Origin of the sequence: Chitinophaga sp. Cy-1792, assembly GCF_011752935.1 — a bacterium.
In the GTDB taxonomy this organism is placed as follows: Bacteria; Bacteroidota; Bacteroidia; order Chitinophagales; family Chitinophagaceae; genus Chitinophaga.
Genome location: NZ_VWWO01000003.1, coordinates 145,176 through 162,310, shown reverse-complemented (window position 1 = coordinate 162,310; position 17,135 = coordinate 145,176). Strand labels below are relative to the sequence as shown.

The 17,135-nt window shown below is 44.4% G+C and carries 17 protein-coding genes; 9 read left to right on the top strand and 8 right to left on the bottom strand.

All coding sequences use genetic code 11. The features are described from left to right. Positions 1 to 118: 118 nt before the first annotated feature. From F3J22_RS25910 to F3J22_RS25900, 3 genes are all read right to left on the bottom strand, one after another. Complete coding sequence (locus F3J22_RS25910; RefSeq protein ID WP_167020907.1) at positions 119 to 355, bottom strand: CcmD family protein; 237 nt, start codon at positions 353 to 355, stop codon at positions 119 to 121. Then, a complete protein-coding gene (gene ccsA, locus F3J22_RS25905) occupies positions 352 to 1,041 on the bottom strand; it encodes a cytochrome c biogenesis protein CcsA (RefSeq protein WP_240155214.1) in 690 nt (229 codons plus the stop codon). Before ccsA ends, F3J22_RS25910 begins: the two co-directional genes overlap by 4 nt. 118 nt (positions 1,042 to 1,159) lie before the next feature. Then, positions 1,160 to 1,828: a heme exporter protein CcmB gene (locus F3J22_RS25900; RefSeq protein WP_167020906.1), complete on the bottom strand. Its 669-nt coding sequence runs from the start codon at positions 1,826 to 1,828 to the stop codon at positions 1,160 to 1,162. Between the two features lie 390 nt (positions 1,829 to 2,218). Here F3J22_RS25900 and F3J22_RS25895 point away from each other — a divergent pair, with 390 nt between their 5' ends. Continuing rightward, positions 2,219 to 2,746: a GtrA family protein gene (locus F3J22_RS25895; RefSeq protein WP_205195690.1), complete on the top strand. Its 528-nt coding sequence runs from the start codon at positions 2,219 to 2,221 to the stop codon at positions 2,744 to 2,746. Between the two features lie 37 nt (positions 2,747 to 2,783). Here F3J22_RS25895 and F3J22_RS25890 read toward each other — a convergent pair whose 3' ends face one another. After that, positions 2,784 to 3,353 carry a thymidine kinase gene (locus F3J22_RS25890; RefSeq protein WP_167020905.1) on the bottom strand — a complete coding sequence of 190 codons (570 nt, stop codon included), beginning with the start codon at positions 3,351 to 3,353 and terminating at the stop codon, positions 2,784 to 2,786. A gap of 85 nt (positions 3,354 to 3,438) precedes the next feature. Between F3J22_RS25890 and F3J22_RS25885 the strand changes: the two genes are divergently transcribed. Continuing rightward, entirely contained in the window at positions 3,439 to 4,467 is a 1,029-nt protein-coding gene (locus tag F3J22_RS25885; RefSeq protein ID WP_167020904.1) for a hypothetical protein, read from the top strand. Here the strand turns inward: F3J22_RS25885 and F3J22_RS25880 are convergent. Further along, on the bottom strand, positions 4,437 to 5,624 hold the full coding sequence (locus F3J22_RS25880; protein ID WP_205195687.1) for a 3-deoxy-D-manno-octulosonic acid transferase: 1,188 nt from the start codon (positions 5,622 to 5,624) through the stop codon (positions 4,437 to 4,439). The two genes, F3J22_RS25885 and F3J22_RS25880, sit on opposite strands and share 31 nt — an antisense overlap. A 181-nt stretch (positions 5,625 to 5,805) precedes the next feature. Here F3J22_RS25880 and F3J22_RS25875 point away from each other — a divergent pair, with 181 nt between their 5' ends. The 6 genes from F3J22_RS25875 to rfbD are packed head-to-tail and all read left to right on the top strand — an operon-like array spanning position 5,806 to position 11,737. Further along, the gene (locus F3J22_RS25875) at positions 5,806 to 6,945 is read left to right on the top strand and encodes a DegT/DnrJ/EryC1/StrS aminotransferase family protein (RefSeq protein WP_167020902.1); all 1,140 of its coding nucleotides are present in this window, start codon (positions 5,806 to 5,808) and stop codon (positions 6,943 to 6,945) included. Beyond that, positions 6,942 to 8,255, top strand: coding sequence for a UDP-glucose/GDP-mannose dehydrogenase family protein (locus F3J22_RS25870; protein WP_167020901.1), 1,314 nt, complete (start codon positions 6,942 to 6,944; stop codon positions 8,253 to 8,255). Before F3J22_RS25875 ends, F3J22_RS25870 begins: the two co-directional genes overlap by 4 nt. A gap of 15 nt (positions 8,256 to 8,270) precedes the next feature. Next, complete coding sequence (locus F3J22_RS25865; protein WP_167020900.1) at positions 8,271 to 9,215, top strand: UDP-glucuronic acid decarboxylase family protein; 945 nt, start codon at positions 8,271 to 8,273, stop codon at positions 9,213 to 9,215. A gap of 22 nt (positions 9,216 to 9,237) precedes the next feature. Further along, positions 9,238 to 10,293, top strand: coding sequence for a dTDP-glucose 4,6-dehydratase (rfbB, locus tag F3J22_RS25860; protein WP_167020899.1), 1,056 nt, complete (start codon positions 9,238 to 9,240; stop codon positions 10,291 to 10,293). A gap of 8 nt (positions 10,294 to 10,301) precedes the next feature. Next, positions 10,302 to 10,862: a dTDP-4-dehydrorhamnose 3,5-epimerase gene (gene rfbC / locus F3J22_RS25855; RefSeq protein WP_167020898.1), complete on the top strand. Its 561-nt coding sequence runs from the start codon at positions 10,302 to 10,304 to the stop codon at positions 10,860 to 10,862. 8 nt (positions 10,863 to 10,870) lie between these two features. After that, positions 10,871 to 11,737 carry a dTDP-4-dehydrorhamnose reductase gene (gene rfbD, locus F3J22_RS25850; protein ID WP_167020897.1) on the top strand — a complete coding sequence of 289 codons (867 nt, stop codon included), beginning with the start codon at positions 10,871 to 10,873 and terminating at the stop codon, positions 11,735 to 11,737. A 67-nt stretch (positions 11,738 to 11,804) separates the two neighbouring features. On the opposite strand, the gene F3J22_RS25845 is transcribed toward rfbD, so the two are convergent. Both F3J22_RS25845 and F3J22_RS25840 read right to left on the bottom strand, forming a co-directional pair. Then, entirely contained in the window at positions 11,805 to 12,887 is a 1,083-nt protein-coding gene (locus F3J22_RS25845; RefSeq protein WP_167020896.1) for a hypothetical protein, read from the bottom strand. Between the two features lie 226 nt (positions 12,888 to 13,113). Continuing rightward, positions 13,114 to 14,205 carry a hypothetical protein gene (locus tag F3J22_RS25840; protein WP_167020895.1) on the bottom strand — a complete coding sequence of 364 codons (1,092 nt, stop codon included), beginning with the start codon at positions 14,203 to 14,205 and terminating at the stop codon, positions 13,114 to 13,116. Between the two features lie 218 nt (positions 14,206 to 14,423). On the opposite strand from F3J22_RS25840, the gene tyrS reads away from it, so the two are divergent. Beyond that, entirely contained in the window at positions 14,424 to 15,707 is a 1,284-nt protein-coding gene (gene tyrS, locus F3J22_RS25835; RefSeq protein WP_167020894.1) for a tyrosine--tRNA ligase, read from the top strand. A 128-nt stretch (positions 15,708 to 15,835) separates the two neighbouring features. On the opposite strand, the gene F3J22_RS25830 is transcribed toward tyrS, so the two are convergent. Continuing rightward, entirely contained in the window at positions 15,836 to 17,128 is a 1,293-nt protein-coding gene (locus tag F3J22_RS25830; RefSeq protein ID WP_167020893.1) for an amidohydrolase family protein, read from the bottom strand. Between the last annotated feature and the right edge of the window lie 7 nt (positions 17,129 to 17,135).

Here is a 17,135-nt window from a genome sequence, read left to right as displayed (position 1 = left end):
ATTAGATTTCTTACCACGTAAAGATTTCTATCCCTCTTCCCAGCTACCGGTTTTCCTGTAAGGGTAAAACCGGTAATAACACAATACCTATGAGATGATCATTATGACATGAAATAGCCTAATGATGCTGATCTCTGTCTTCCAGCCTGCTGATTTTCCTGTCGAGGTTAATCAGAAATAACACAATACCGATGAAGATGATTACTAAAACACCAACGATCACATAAATTTTACCATTGCTGCGGAATAATTCATTTACCGGTCCTGATTCTGTATTCTGTTGCTGTGCATTTGCCAGTAAGGAAAAAAGCAACAACATTACGGTCAGGCAGCGGGAAAAAATTCTGTGGATCATTTAAAAATATTTTTGAGCTCTAATTTCTTATATCTAACTACGAGTGTATAAATCCATACACTTAAAAGTATCCAGCCGATGATGGCAGGATAGAATACCATACGCATGTGGTTATCCGTGTCTTTGCTTGAAAAACCTGGCGTGCTGGCGCTTCCCGGGTGCAGTGAATCCACCATTTTAGGGATGATGTATGTCAGCGGGATGAGTAATGCAAAAGCGAAGATGTTAAAAACGGCTGAAATACGGGCACGTTTGTCCAGGTCGTGTATGGACAGGCGTAATACCAGGTAGGCCATGTAAATGAGCAGGGCGATGGCGGTGCACATTTGTTTCGGGTCGTTGGTAAGGGTGCCGCCCCAGGTATAGGTAGCCCAGAGTGTACCGGTCGCGAAACCGAGGATGCCAAAGAGGATACCTACATTGGCAGCAGTAGAGGCCAGTACATCTTTTTTCAGATCAAATCCGGAGAGATATCTCAGAGAATTGACAACGGAGATTGTAAACATGGTATACATGCACATCCACATCGGTACATGAAAAAACAGTCCCCTGGATGATTGTCCGTTAGTTCCTATGATTGGTATTTCGATAGTGAACCCGGCGATAATTACATATAAAAGAAGCAGTATCGCCAATGCTTTCCACCAATGTCTGGCCATTTTTTTCGCAGCTATATTCCGGGGCAAACCTACACGTTTTAAACCTAATCACAAAGATTTTGCGGGATTTTAAGTTTATCAAACATCCCTGAAATCTCATTAATTTTTGTTTATATAAGTCCCCTTCTTTTTTGATAAATCGTTGTTAGTCTTTCCACAAATACGGGAAGAGTATCATGGACAGGGCAATTACCAGCAGGTCCATACCACCGAGCAGCAGGAACGTCTTGGGGAGGTCCGGCTGGTATACGGTCAGGAAGGCCGACAGGGAAATATTTGCCAGGAGCATGAGTACCGGCAGAATGAGGGGAAATCCCATCACTGCCATCAGGGCGGCGCTGTGGTTTGCCTGGGCCGCAATGGCCGCCAGCATAGTAAACAACAGCGACAGGCTGATGCCTCCCAGTAATACCACTCCTACAAAGTACCATGCGTTGGTGATAGGGTTGCCCAGCAGCATAATGCTGCAGCCCAGCGCTATCAGGCTCATCACAGTCATGAGGATAATATTATATATAAGCTTGGCTACAATAAAATATCTGGGATGTACCAGGCTATAGAAATACAGCAAGCGCCCTTTACTCTCCTGCATGAAGCTTTTGGCCACCGCATTTACCGCCACGAATAGCTGTATCACCCAGAAAAGAGCATTCCAGAGCTTTTCGTCCGGCTTGCCCATCATCAGGTTAATAACAAAAACAGTGGATACGATATAAAGCAGGACCCCATAAAAGGCATATTGCTGGCGGAGTTCCAGCAACAGGTCTTTTCTGACAAGCGTCAGCGTCTGTTGAATCGGATTATTTTTCTTCATGATCAGGCGCAAAGATAGCTAATCGGGGCTGGTTTTAAAGGGCAGAAAAGGGAAATACAATGGCTGGTTGCTCCTGATTTATTATCTTGCTGCAACGTTTATCTGCCAGCGAAAACCAAAACTTAAAATATTTTTCGGATGAGGCCGTCTATATATGGCCAGCATCACTGATCCATGAGAACGAAAAGCGTAAGATAGATGAGTACGGCCCTGGCTGCGCACGCACGGCAGCAGGAACAATTAGCTTTACAACAACAAGCAGTTTCCTGTTTTCCACCAGAAAAGCCCGGAAAAACCGAAGACATTAAGATAATATTAATAAATATGTTAAGGTAAGTTAAAGTTCTTCCGTAAAACCGGGAATCTTTTACCTTTGCGACACTTTTTTATATGATACGCAGACTCATACTCAACATTATTGATTTCTTTCATAAGCCATTCAGCGGTATTATCCCCAAGCAAACGTTCCGTTATCTGGCGTGTGGCGGTGGAAATACCTTGATGGATATTGTCCTGTATTTCATATCCTACAATTATATCCTGCATAAGGAACCCGTTCACGTATTATTCATTCCGATGGCGGCCCATATAGCGGCGATATTCATGGCCATGGCTATTACTTTCCCTACTGGTTTTCTGCTGAGTAAATATGTTGTTTTCTCAGAATCTAACCTTCAGGGACGTACGCAGCTGATCAGGTATTTTATGCTGGTAGGGGTTTGCCTGGTATTGAATTATGTGTTTATGAAGTTTTTTGTAGATGTCCTGCACCTGTTTCCGACAGTGGGCAAGATCTGCACAACGGCATTAGTAGTTACTTTCAGCTATCTTACCCAGAAGAAGTTTACATTCAAGGTTAAACAAACGGCGGTGGAAGCTTCTTCCATTACCACTACTATACCAGTAGAGGCTGACTAAAAAATACTGTTGAGGATTTTCCAGTCAGCCTGTCTGATTATTTTCTTTCGTAATAACAATGGCGGCATCTTGGCTCGTAGGAGTCTTTTTCACCGAGCAGTAATGTTTCGGTGCTGGCGGCTTTACGGTAAGAGAAATTGGCGATATGGCCACATTTCACGCAGATGGCGTGCAACTTGGTAGAATATTCTGCTTTGGCCAGCAGTGCTGGTATTGGCCCGAATGGACGGGCGCTGAAATCCATATCCAGTCCGGCCACAATAACCCTGATTCCTCTTAATGCCAGCTGGTCGCAGACATTCGGCAATTCTTCATCAAAAAACTGTGCTTCATCGATGCCTACGACATCCACTTCCTGCGCCAGTAATAATATCTGTTGGGAATTTTCAATGGGTGTAGAAACGATCATATTTTCGTCGTGGGAGATGATGTTATTTTCATCGTAACGCGTATCCACGGCTGGTTTGAATATCTCCACTTTCAGGTTGGCTATCCGTGCACGTTTCAGTCGGCGGATCAGCTCTTCCGTTTTACCAGAAAACATAGAGCCGCAAATTACTTCGATCCAGCCCCTCCGTCCTCCTGCAAGAGAAGGTTCAATAAACATAATGTACTATTTTGATTATTAATTAATTAAAATACTATAATTTTAGTGAAATAATTATCTATTACTCACCGTTAACAATTAAGGCATGGAAAAAATATATGCATTAATTGAGAAACTACAGGAACTAAGATATTCCGGCGCTGACCTGCAAACGATTTCGTACTACGTACAAATGTTGCAGGCAGAGGTATTGCATGCACGTAACAGGCAGCATCAGCAACAGGCCCAGCAACAGGTCCAGTCTGCATTGGGGCAGATTGCAGTGATCATGCCGGCGAGACATGAACCGTTGGTGACTGTCCCGGAACCAGCGGTGCAAACTACGACATCTTTACCAAATAAACCGGAACTAACGGAAACGAATATGCCGTTTAAGGAGATGCCGGTAGTTTCTTTGGAGGAGCCAAAAGTGACGGAACCACTTGCTGTGCCTCAATCTACAGTTAATAACATACATCAGCCCGAGCCTGTGATCAGTGCTCCGCAGCAATATGTACCGCAACCGCTGATACCGGAAGCGCCGAAAGAAGAACCGGTCAGTCAGCCGCTCTACCAGGAGCCGCCTGTACAACCGTTTACACCGGTGGCAGCACCGGCAGCTCCAAAATTCCAGGAGCCAGCCCCTGTTCCGGCGCCGGCAGCACCGATGCCTGCACCTGCACCTATTCAGGAGCCCTTATTCCATCAGCCGGCAGCTGCCGCACCTAAGCCTGTACAGGAAAAACCGCAACCGGCCACCCTCTTCGACGCAGTGGAGCCCAATACAGCTCCAATACAACCGGAGGTGAAAAGCCAGGTTACCAGCCAGGCTGGCACTTCCCTGAACGAACGGCTCGCCGCCCAGCAAATGGAACTAGGACAGAAACTGGGACAGCAAAGGATCTCGGATATTCGCAACGCAATAGGTATCAACGATAAGTACCAGTTCATACAGGAACTGTTTCACGGCGATAATATAATGTATGAGCGTTCCCTGAAAACGCTGAACGACTTCCACTCCTTACAGGAAGCCGATTTATGGATACAACGAGAAATTAAAATTATTCATGGATGGCAGGACGAGCATCCGCTGGTACAGCAGTTTTACACTGTTCTTAAAAAACGTTTCTCCTGAATATAAGCTAGTATTTTCCCGGTAGCACCTGTATTGGCAGCAACATACCCACCCGCGATGGTGGCTTGTTTTTCGTATGCCTCCTGATTGGTAAGCAGGTGCTCCGTGAATTGCAGCAGTTCCTGCTCATTGCTGATCACTGTGGCGCCTCCGGCTTCCACCATCTCCACTGCTTCAAAGTATTTCTCATATACCGGCCCAATGGCTACCGGCTTACTGTAAACCGCCGGCTCCAGTATATTATGGATGCCACCTTTTGCCAGTCCCCCACCCACATAGGCGAGCGTAGCATATCTGTAGAGGGTTGTCAGCATACCTATATTATCCACAATCAGTACATCCGCTTCCTGCCATTGCCCTTTGAGGGAGGAATACCTGACAGCATCCGGAAACAGCGTCATTACAGATTGAATATGCTGCTCATGAATTTCGTGCGGGGCGATGATCAGTTTAAGGGGCTGTCCCTGTTGTTTCCACCAGGCAGCCAGCATTTTTTCATCTTCCGGCCAGGTACTTCCGGCCATCATTACCTGCTTTCCGGCGATAAACTTTTCTACTAACGGCAGCTGATTATTCTCCTGCAGGAGTGCGGAAACCCTGTCGAAGCGGGTATCGCCACTAACGGAAGCCTGTTGAATGCCGATTTGGTGGAGCAGGTCCAGGGAGCTTTTATTCTGCACAAAGAGGTGGGTAAACTGTTGCAATGCTTTTCTGAATTGGCCACCATAACCTTTAAAAAATACCTGTTTTTCTCTAAAAATCCCCGAAATCAGCAAATTCGGGATATTTCTCTGGTGGATTTCCGAGAGGAAATGGAGCCAGAATTCGTATTTAATAAAGATGACCAGTTGTGGGTTGGTAAGGTCGAGGAATTTAGCCGCATTCTGGCGGGTATCCAGGGGTAGGTAACAGATATAATCGGCTCCCGGGTAATTTTTCCTGACCTCATATCCGGATGGGGAGAAAAAAGTTAACAAAATTTTATGGTCGGGGTATTGGTGACGGATTGCCTCCAGGACGGGCCTTCCTTGTTCAAATTCGCCCAGGGAAGCTGCGTGTACCCAAACCAGGGGGGATTGTTGGAGCTGTTGTGCCGCCAGCTGCTCTGCCCAGTGTTTACGGCCATTCAGCCAGCGTTTCGCTTTTATTTTTCCCATAAGGGCGGCCAGATTGACACCTGCCTGGTAAAGTCTGATAGAAAAGTTATATATAAAACTGGCAATCATAATTTGTCTGTGTAATTTTACTCCTTCATCCGGAGGTACAAATGTACGTCCTCCCCATGCTCAATTTTTGTAAATTTGCACACTTTAAATAAAATAAAAATATACATAGCATATGGTTCCTATTCAGATGGTAGATTTGAAACGCCAGTACAACAAGATTAAACCACAGGTTGATGCAGCCATCCAGGAAGTGTTGGAAAGTTCTGCTTTTATCAATGGCGGCGCGGTACAGAAATTTAGCGCCGAACTGCAGGAGTACTTACAGATAAAGCATGTGATTCCATGTGCAAATGGTACCGATGCGTTACAGATTGCTATGATGGCCCTTGGGCTGGAACCAGGAGATGAAGTGATCACTCCTTCTTTCACCTTTATTGCGACAGCGGAAGTAATTGCATTGCTTCGTCTGAAGCCGGTTTTTGTGGACATTGATCCTAAGACTTATTGCCTGGACGTTAACCAGATTGAGAAGGCGATTACGCCAAAAACAAAAGCGATCGTTCCGGTTCACCTGTATGGCCATGTAGCTGATATGGAGCCGATGATGAAAATCGCGGAAAAGCATAACCTGTATGTAATTGAAGATAATGCGCAAGCCATTGGTGCTGATTATACCTACAGCGATGGCACTAAAAAGAAAGCGGGTACTATTGGTCATATTGGCTGTACTTCTTTCTTCCCTTCTAAAAACCTGGGTTGCTATGGTGATGGCGGTGCTATCTTCACCAATGATGATGCTATTGCGGATAAGATTAAAATGGTGGCAAACCACGGCCAGTCTGCCCGTTACTACCATGATGTAGTGGGTGTAAACTCCCGTTTAGACACTGTTCAGGCGGCAGTATTGCGCATTAAACTGCCTTTACTGGATGAGTATGTTCAGGCAAGACGTGCAGTAGCAGATGCCTATGATGCTGCTTTTGCTGATTGTCCACAGATTGTTACGCCATTCCGCGCAGCTAACAGCTACCATGTGTTCCACCAGTATACTTTACAACTGGAGGGTGCCGACAGAAATGAGCTGCAGAAATTCCTGGCAGAGAAGCAGGTACCTGCTATGATTTACTACCCTGTACCGGCGCATCGTCAGAAAATGTTTGAATCTTTTGGCGGCACTGCATTTGATTTACCAGTAACCGATAGTCTCACCCACAAGGTGATTTCCTTACCGATACACACTGAAATGGATCCTGATCAACTGGATTACATCATTCAATCAGTAAAATCATTTCTAAATCAAAACCCCGCATGAAGATTACAGTAGTAGGTACCGGTTACGTTGGACTCGTAACCGGTACCTGTTTTGCAGAAACAGGAAACGAGGTAACCTGCGTAGACATCGATGCCAACAAAGTAAAGAAATTATCCTCCGGCCAGATTACCATTTATGAGCCGGGACTGGAGAAGCTTTTTGAAAGGAATTTAAAGGAAGATCGTCTGCATTTTACTACCAGTCTGGAAGAAGGCATTAAAGATGCACAGGTAATTTTCCTGGCGCTGCCTACGCCTCCAGGTGCTGATGGTGCTGCCGACCTGTCGTTTGTACTGGGTGTTGCAGATCAGCTGGGTAAGCTGCTGCAGGACTACAAGGTAATTGTAGACAAGAGTACTGTTCCTGTTGGTACAGCTGCCAGGGTAACGGCTGCGATTGCACGCAATGCAAGCGTTCCGTTTGATGTTGTTTCCAATCCAGAGTTTTTGAGAGAAGGTGTAGCGGTAGATGACTTCATGAAGCCTGACCGTGTGGTAATTGGTACTAATTCAGACAGGGCCCGTAAGATCATGGGCGAGTTGTATGCACCATTTGTAAGACAGGGAAATCCTGTTTTGTATATGGATGAGAACTCCGCAGAGCTGACTAAGTATGCCGCCAATTCCTTCCTGGCTACTAAGATTTCTTTCATGAATGAAATTGCCATTCTTTGTGAGAAATTAGGTGCAGACGTGGATATGGTGCGTCGTGGTATCGGCAGCGATGACCGTATCGGTAAGCGTTTCCTTTTCCCGGGCATCGGTTATGGAGGCAGTTGTTTCCCTAAAGATGTACAGGCATTGGTAAAATCTTCCGAAGATGCGGATTACAACTTCAGGATACTGAATGCCGTTATGGAGGTGAATACAGATCAGAAATTATTCCTGATCCCTAAGATCAAAGCCTACTTCAATGGTGATCTGAAAGGAAAGCATTTTGCTTTGTGGGGACTGGCATTTAAGCCAAATACAGATGATATCAGGGAAGCGCCGGCATTATACATGATAGAAGCCTTACTGGAGGCGGGAGCTACAGTAACCGTTTTTGATCCGGAGGCGATGAATAATGTGAAGCAGCTGCTGGGAGATAAAATTTCCTATGCAGAGCATCAGTATACCTGTCTGGAGAATGCAGATGCATTGCTTATTGCGACAGAGTGGAGTGTTTTCAGGACACCTGATTTCAACAAGATATCAGCCGCACTGAAAAACAAAGCCATTTTTGATGGCAGAAACCTTTTTGAAGTAAGCCGTATGAGTGAATTGGGATATCATTATGAGAGTGTGGGCCGTACTCCTGTCTTATCTTAACGCTTTATACATAATATGGAGAAAAAAAGAATCCTGATAGCCGGCGGCGCCGGCTTCCTGGGCTCACATTTATGTGATCGCTTTATACAGGAAGGTTATCATGTTATTGCCATGGATAACCTGCTGACAGGAAATATCAGAAACATTGAGCATTTGTTCCCCTTACCAAACTTCGAGTACTATCATCATGATGTTACGAAGTTTGTACACGTTCCGGGAAAACTGGATTACATTCTGCACTTTGCATCCCCAGCCAGCCCCATTGACTATCTGAAGATGCCTATTCAGACCTTGAAAGTAGGGTCGCTGGGTACACACAATTTACTTGGACTGGCAAAAGAAAAAAATGCGCGGATACTGGTAGCCTCTACTTCTGAGGTATATGGTGATCCAACGGTACATCCCCAGCCCGAAGAGTATTGGGGCAACGTGAATCCGGTAGGTCCGCGGGGAGTATACGATGAAGCAAAGCGGTTCCTGGAATCTATTACCATGGCCTATCACAATTTCCATGGAGTAGACACCCGTATCGTACGCATTTTCAACACTTACGGGCCCAGGATGCGCCTTAACGATGGTCGTGCCCTGCCCGCATTTATGAGTCAGGCCCTGAACGGGGAAGACCTGACCGTATTCGGTGATGGCAGTCAGACAAGGTCTTTCTGTTATGTAGATGACCTGATAGATGGTATTTACCGTTTATTGCTTTCTGATTATCATTTACCGGTAAATATTGGTAACCCGGAAGAAATTACCCTCAACCAGTTTGCAACAGAAGTGCTTACTTTAACAGGTGCAAAACAAAAAATCGTTTACCTTCCACTGCCGAAAGATGACCCTAAACAGCGTCAGCCGGATATTACCAAGGCCAGAACACTCCTTGGATGGGCTCCAAAAGTAGGCAGGGAGAAAGGGTTAAAGATCACTTTTGACTATTTTAAACAAGCATTATCACAATAAAAAAACATAGATTTTAATAAACATGAAGCGGAAACTCTTAATTACCGGCGGTGCAGGATTCATTGGATCTCATGTTGTTCGGTTATTTGTGAACAAATATCCAGATTATCAGATTGTTAACCTGGATGCACTAACCTATGCCGGCAATCTGGAAAACCTGTCCGACATTAAAGATCAACCTAATTATATCTTTGAAAAAGGAGATATTACAGACGAAGCTTTTATTGATCAATTATTCCAGCAATACCAGTTTGATGGTGTAATTCATCTGGCAGCAGAAAGTCATGTAGACAGATCTATTATGGACCCGCTTGCATTTATTAAAACCAATGTACTGGGTACCGCAGTATTACTGAACATTGCCCGTAAATACTGGAAGGGAAATGAAGCCGGTAAACTGTTTTACCATGTATCTACCGATGAAGTATATGGTTCACTGGGAGAAGAAGGCCTGTTCCATGAGACAACACCTTACGATCCAAGATCCCCGTATTCTGCATCAAAAGCCAGCTCAGACCATTTTGTGATGGCCTACTACCATACTTACCATCTTCCTGCGATTATATCCAATTGCTCTAATAACTATGGTTCTCATCATTTCCCTGAAAAGCTGATACCACTGGCCATTCACAATATCAAAAACAACAAACCGGTTCCTGTGTACGGAAAAGGTGAAAATGTACGTGACTGGTTATACGTAAATGACCATGCCCGTGCCATCGACACTATTTTCCATAACGGTAAAACCGGTGAAACCTACAATATTGGCGGCTTCAACGAGTGGAAGAATATTGATCTGATCCACTTACTCTGCGATATCATGGATAAAAAATTAGGCCGTCCTCAGGGAACATCAGCGCAGCTGATCACCTTCGTAAAAGACCGTGCCGGCCATGATTTACGTTATGCCATCGATGCCACCAAACTGAACAAAGAGCTTGGATGGGAACCATCCCTGCAATTTGAAGAGGGACTGGAAAAAACAGTAGAGTGGTACCTTTCCAATGAAGAATGGCTGGATAATGTAACCAGCGGCAACTATCAACAATACTATAACGAGCAATACCAGAAAAGATAATCAACTATATGCCCTTTAAAGAAACTCATATTCCAGACCTGTTAGTATTTGAACCCGTTGTACATGGCGATCATCGCGGATACTTTTTCGAAAGTTATAATGCCAATACATTTAGTGCAGCAGGTGTAAACTATTCATTTGTACAGGATAACCAGGCCAGAAGCACCTATGGTGTATTACGCGGATTGCATTACCAGCTGGAGCCATATGCGCAAACCAAACTGGTGAGAGTACTCGAAGGCCGTATCATTGATGTGGCAGTAGATATCCGCACCGGCTCTCCTACCTACGGACAATCATTTGCTATTGAACTCAGTGCAGAAAACAAACTGCAATTGCTCGTTCCTAAAGGATTTGCACATGGTTACGCCGTTATCAGCGAGACAGCCGAAGTAATGTATAAGTGCGATAACTTCTATCATAAAGCCAGCGAAGGAGGAATTATCTTTAATGATCCGGCGTTGAAAATTGACTGGGGCATCGATCTTAAAGATGCCGTGGTTTCTGAAAAAGACCTGGTATTGCCTAAACTGGCAGACATCTCCCACAACTTTGTTTATAATCGCTAATAATTGATATGAAAAATATTCTTGTTACCGGTGCACATGGACAATTAGGTCAGTCGCTGAAGAAAATTGCCGGTGAGTTTCCTGAACTCAACCTGCTCTATACAGATTACGAAGAGTTGGATATCACCAGTGGTACTGCCTTACAACAATATTTTACCGATAACCAGGTTGACTACTGTATTAACTGTGCCGCCTATACGGCAGTAGATAAAGCAGAAAGCGACGAGGACAAAGCTTATATGCTCAACTTCCAGGGCCCGCTGGCACTGGCAGAAGTTTGTACTGCACACAATGCGGTACTGGTGCAGATTTCCACTGACTATGTTTTCAGCGGAAAACAAAATGTACCTTATCGCGAAAGTGATGAAGTAGATCCACAGAGCGTATATGGCAGTTCCAAAATGCGCGGAGAAGCAGCTGTAACAGGTACAGATCCGAAACACATCATCGTTCGTACTGCGTGGCTGTATTCCGAATTTGCGGTGAACTTTGCCAAACGCATGAAAGAGCTGATGGCAGAAAGACCGGAACTCAATGTGGTATTCGATCAGGCTGGCACTCCTACCTATGCGTGCGACCTGGCGAAAGTATTACTGCAGATGGTTCAACGCGTGGCTGAAGCTCCTGAACAACAGTTTGGCGGTGTATACCACTACAGCAACGAAGGCGTAACCAGCTGGTACGATTTCGCAGTGGCTATTAAAGAGCTGACCGGTGCTACTACAGTAGTAAACCCGATCACTTCCGACAAATACCCTACGCCGGCTCAAAGGCCAGCCTACAGTGTATTTAACAAAGAAAAAATCAGGGCAACCTTTGGCATTACTATTCCTTACTGGCGCGACAGCCTGAAGGAATGTTTAAGCTTCCTGTAAGATGATTATAAAAGAAAAATCCCGTGTCTACTGAATAGACACGGGATTTTTCTTTTATGCCGTTAGATTATTTCTTTACATATTCGGTAGTACCATCCTCATCGCTGATAGTCAGTATACCATTTTCGAGTTTCGCGTCGTATTCTCCTACATAAAAGGCGTTAGCATCTACGGCCATCAAGTCTCCAATCATATAGAATTTTTTAGTGGTTGGGTTATAATACCAGCCTAGTACATCACTACCTGCACTGACATGACTCTCGTAATTACGGGAACTGCAGGTATTATTATCACTCAGAATATCTAATGAAGCGCTGGCAACAGACTTTCCGCTACCATCAGCGTTGAGTTGTATATATTGCTCATTCATTATCCAGCGGGTGGTTGCTATTTTGGTAGCACCGGCAACTGTTGAATCAGAAGTATAGGTAAGTTTATTATTCTTGCAGATGTAGAAGCTATTGCTATAAACATAAACAAATGGATTCACCCAATCGCCCATTGTATTGGTGTAATGGTTTACATCTCTATGTCTTGATACAGACCACTTTCCACTGAGGGCTTTGTTTTCAGCGCTGGCAGCAGTATTGAAAAGGTTTGCACTTACCGTAATGCTTTTACTGGCATTACCAGCTTTATCATAAACGGATATCAGGACTTTCACGACACCAGTAGCTACATCAGCAGGCACTTTGATTGCGACTATAGAATCGTTACCGTTACCATAAATACTACGGCCCAATAATGTTTTTTGGTTAGCGGTACGGCCGTTCGTAGTTCTGCTGAAATCAACTTTGAAGTAGGAGTCTGCACCCTGGAACTGTACATAAGCACCAGTTATTTCGCCGCTGGTGAGTGTCAGTGGAATGATCAGGTAACGTCCTGCAATAGCACTGTATGTATCCTCAGCAATTGTTGAAGACAATACCGGGGTGCCGGTAGCAGCAGAAGCAGCAGGCAGTGCTCCTTTTACAATTGTACCATGGCTGGCTACAGAAGCAGTTGTTAATGCTGATGCATTGTAGATTTTAGTACCGGGGGCTGTAGAGTCAGTAGGGGCTACAGGAACAGTTGTTTTATCATCATCTTTTTTAGAGCAGGCCACGAACATTACAGACAAAGCGGCTCCGATTAACATGAACTTTTTCATAGGATGAATTAATAATTCGAGAATATAGTTAATAATAAATTTGCGGGGCAAATTTACATAGTAAATTTTATCATAATAGATAATTAAATATTCTAGAAAAGTTTACATACGTAAAACGAAAAAATGTAGCACTACGCAGATAGGTGTATGTTTCAAGATATAATATATAAGAAAAATCCCGTGTCTACTCAATAGACACGGGATTTTTTATGCGTATGTTTTTATATTATTTCTTTTCGAGTTCGGTAATATCACCTCCTTCACCGGTAATAATCAGTTTACCATTTTCCACTTTCGCATCGTATACTTCTACGGAGAAGTCTTTAGTGTCATATATGATCACATCACTGATAATATATAATTTTTTAGTGGTCGCATTATAATACCAGCCCAGTGCCTCATTACCAGTGTCGTTACTAGCTTCATAATTGCGGGAACTGCAGGTATTATCAGCTTTCAGCACGTATAATGAATCGCTGTAAACATGTTTTCCACTACCGTCGGCGTTGAGTTGGGTATATTCCTCATTCGTTTTCCAGTTGCTTCTCATTATTTTGACAGCACCGGTAACTGTTGAATCATCGGTCTCAGAAAGTTTGCCATTAATGCAGGTGTAGAAGCCGTAGCGATAATGATTAACATACGGATATTCCCAATCGAAAGGTAAATTGGTATATTTATCTATATATTGAGTTCTTACCAGAGACCACTTACCACTGAGTGCTTTGCTATCTGCGCTGCTGGCTGTATTGAAGACGTTTGCATTTACCGTGATGCTTTTGCTGGCATTACCTGCTTTATCATAAACGGAAATCAGCACTTTCAATGTACTGGTAGGTAGATCAGCTGGCATTTTGATCACAACTGCAGAATCCCTGCCGTCGCCATAGATATCGCGGCCAAATACTGGTCTTGGGTTAGCCACACGGCCGTTTGTTTTGCTGCTGAAATCAACTTTGAAGTAAGCGTCTGCACCCTGGAATTGTACATAAGCACCTGTTATCTGGCCGCTGGTGAGTGTCAGCGGAATTATCAGGTAACGTCCTGCAATAGCACTGTAGGTATCCTCAGCAATTGTTGAAGACAATACCGGGGTGCCGGTAGCAGCAGAAGCCGCTGGCAGGGCTCCTTTTACAATTGTACCACGGCTGGCTACAGAAGCGGCAGTTAAAGCTGATGCATCGTAGGTTTTAGTGGCGGGGAGCGTGTCAGTAGGAACTGTAGGATCAATAGGACCTGTGGGTTTGTCACTATCTTTTTTCGAGCACGCAAAAAATACCACAGACAAAGCGGCTCCGATTAACATGTACTTTTTCATAGGTTGAATTAATAATTCAAAAATGTAGTTAACAATGATTTCGCGAGGCAAATTTACATAGTAAATATTAACATAATAAATAATTTAATATTCTAGAAAAGTTTACATATGATTTTAAAACATAAAAAACTAAGTGTAACTACGTAAAACGAAATAGTATCACAAGGCTCGCTATAATTCTGTAGGTTTGCAACATTGAAAAATATATCAAGAAAATCATGAATCTGATAGAAGAACTACGCTGGCGGGGTATGCTTCAGGATATGATGCCTGGCACTGAAGAGCAACTGCAAAAGGAAATGACCACTGCCTATATTGGTTTTGATCCTACTGCGGAATCGTTGCACATCGGCAGCCTGGTACCTATTCTTTTGCTCGTACACCTGCAAAAGGCAGGACACAAGCCACTGGCTTTAGTAGGCGGAGCTACAGGCATGGTAGGAGATCCATCTTTTAAAGCAGAAGAAAGGAAGATGCTGGACCTCGAAACACTGGCAAAAAATGTTGCCGGTATCAAAGCCCAGCTCGAACGCTTCCTCGACTTCGATCCTGCCAAACCTAATGCGGCGGAAATGGTGAATAACTTTGACTGGTTTCAAAATATCACCTTCCTCGACTTCATCCGCGACACTGGTAAACACATCACCGTCAATTATATGATGGCGAAAGACTCTGTAAAAAAGAGAATTGAAGGAGACAATGGTATGTCCTTCACAGAATTTACCTATCAGCTGATTCAGGGATACGATTTCTATCATCTATATACTGCCAAAAACTGCAAACTGCAGATGGGTGGCTCAGACCAGTGGGGTAACATCGTTACCGGCACTGAACTGGTGCGCCGTAAAGCCGGCGGAGAAGCCTTTGCATTTACCTGTCCGCTGATCAAAAAAGCAGATGGTACCAAATTCGGTAAAACAGAATCAGGAACTGTATGGCTGGATGCTAAACGCACCTCCCCTTACCAGTTCTACCAGTTCTGGCTGAATACGACCGATGTGGATGCAGAAAGCTATATCAGAATATTCACCTTCCTGCCACAGGCTGAAGTAGAAGAACTGATTGCACAGCACCGCGAAAACCCAGGACAACGCAGCCTTCAGAAGCGCCTGGCACAGGAAGTAACGACCTTCATTCACGGTGAAAAAGAGTATGAATTTGCGGTAAAGGCATCTGAGCTGCTTTTTAGAAATGATACTGCCGAATTACTGGTGGAAATGAATGAAGAGCAGCTCCTCGATGTACTTGCTGGTGTTCCACAGGTTGAAGTTCCAAAATCTGATCTGGAAGCCGGTAAAGATATTGTTTCACTGCTGGCAGAAACAGGGATCTTCCCTAGTAAAGGCGAAGCCCGCAAAATGGTGCAGGGTGGCGGCGTTAGCATGAACAAAAATAAAATCGACGGCATTGAAACAGTGATAAACACTACTGCACTGCTGCGTGATAAATATATTCTCTTCCAGAAAGGAAAAAGAAATTATTATCTGCTGAAAGCGATTTAATTGCTTTATGCTTGAATGAAAACAGGCTGTTTCTACCGGGTAGAGACAGCCTGTTTTTTGTTTATCAGCGTTTAATTTTTTGCAACTGATCAGTATGATGGTTCCGCGCTGCGCGCAGTAAGGAAATATTATTTACCAGTATACTCTTTTAAACCATATTTCTTTTCATACTTCCTGTACAACTGCTTCTGCTTATTATCCAGGTTGATTTCCCTGCCCTGGATAAATGCATGCGTGATCACACTGGAACGCATGTCGAGCATATCGCCGTTGCTTACTGCGATGTTTGCATCCTTACCATTTTCCAGTGTACCTGTCTGCTGATCGATACCCAGAATTTTAGCCGCATTAATCGTTACCGCTGCCAGTGCTTCTTCTTTAGAAAGGCCGTAAGTAGCGGCTGTACCGGCTTCGAAGCCCAGGTTACGTTGCTGCCAGAATCCTTCGTTGCTCAGGCAATACAGCACGCCTGCCTTTTGCAGCACCGCTGCTGTTTTGTAAGGCTGGTCCACATCATCATCCTGCATGATAGGCAGACTGTGTGGCTGATTCAGGATAACAGCGATGTTGTTGCTTTTCAGGATGTCGGTCATACGCCATGCATCTGATCCGCCAACAATTACCACATCGATATTGAATTCTTTCGCGAAATTAACTGCTACCAGCATTTCCTTTTCCAGATCTGCATGTACAAAGAGTTTCTGCTCTTTGTTGAACAATCTGCGCATCGCTTCATATTTCAGGTTTGTTGCTTCATGTTTGCTTTCTGCCAGGTAGGCTTTGGCTTCACGGAAAAAGCTACGCACGCTTTCAATTTTAGCGAATGCATTTTTCAGTGGATCATTGGAGGCATCACCGATAGACAGCAAGCGTGGCACATAGAAATGCAATGCATTATCTGCTTTGTAAGCAGCATCTTCCCAGTTCCAGGCGTCCAGCTGCACAACAGAAGAAGTACCGCTGATGATACCACCTTCAGGTGTTACACAAGCCAGCAGTATACCGTTGGAACGGAGGGTGTTGATTACTTTTGAGTCAGTGTTGTATGCAATCAGGGAGCGTACACTTGGGTTGATCTCCCCTACTTCGCGTTCATCACGGGTAGCGCGTACACTCTCGAATTCCACCAGGCCCAGGTTGGTTGCCGGCGCGATCACACCCGGATATACATGCTGTCCTTTCAAATCGAGTACAGTAGCATCTCCCGAAGGGGTAATATTGGCGCCTACTGCGGTGATCTTTCCTTTAACAAATGCAATGGTACCGTTACTGATCACCTGTCCGTTCCCTACGTGGATAACGGCATTGGTGAGGTATACTGCTTTCTCCTGTGCCGGCGCCGGAGAAACGGTTTCCTGCGCCCTGAGCTGGCCTAAACTGCCTAACAGTGCCGCAGCAAATAATATATAATGTTTCTTCATTTTTGTT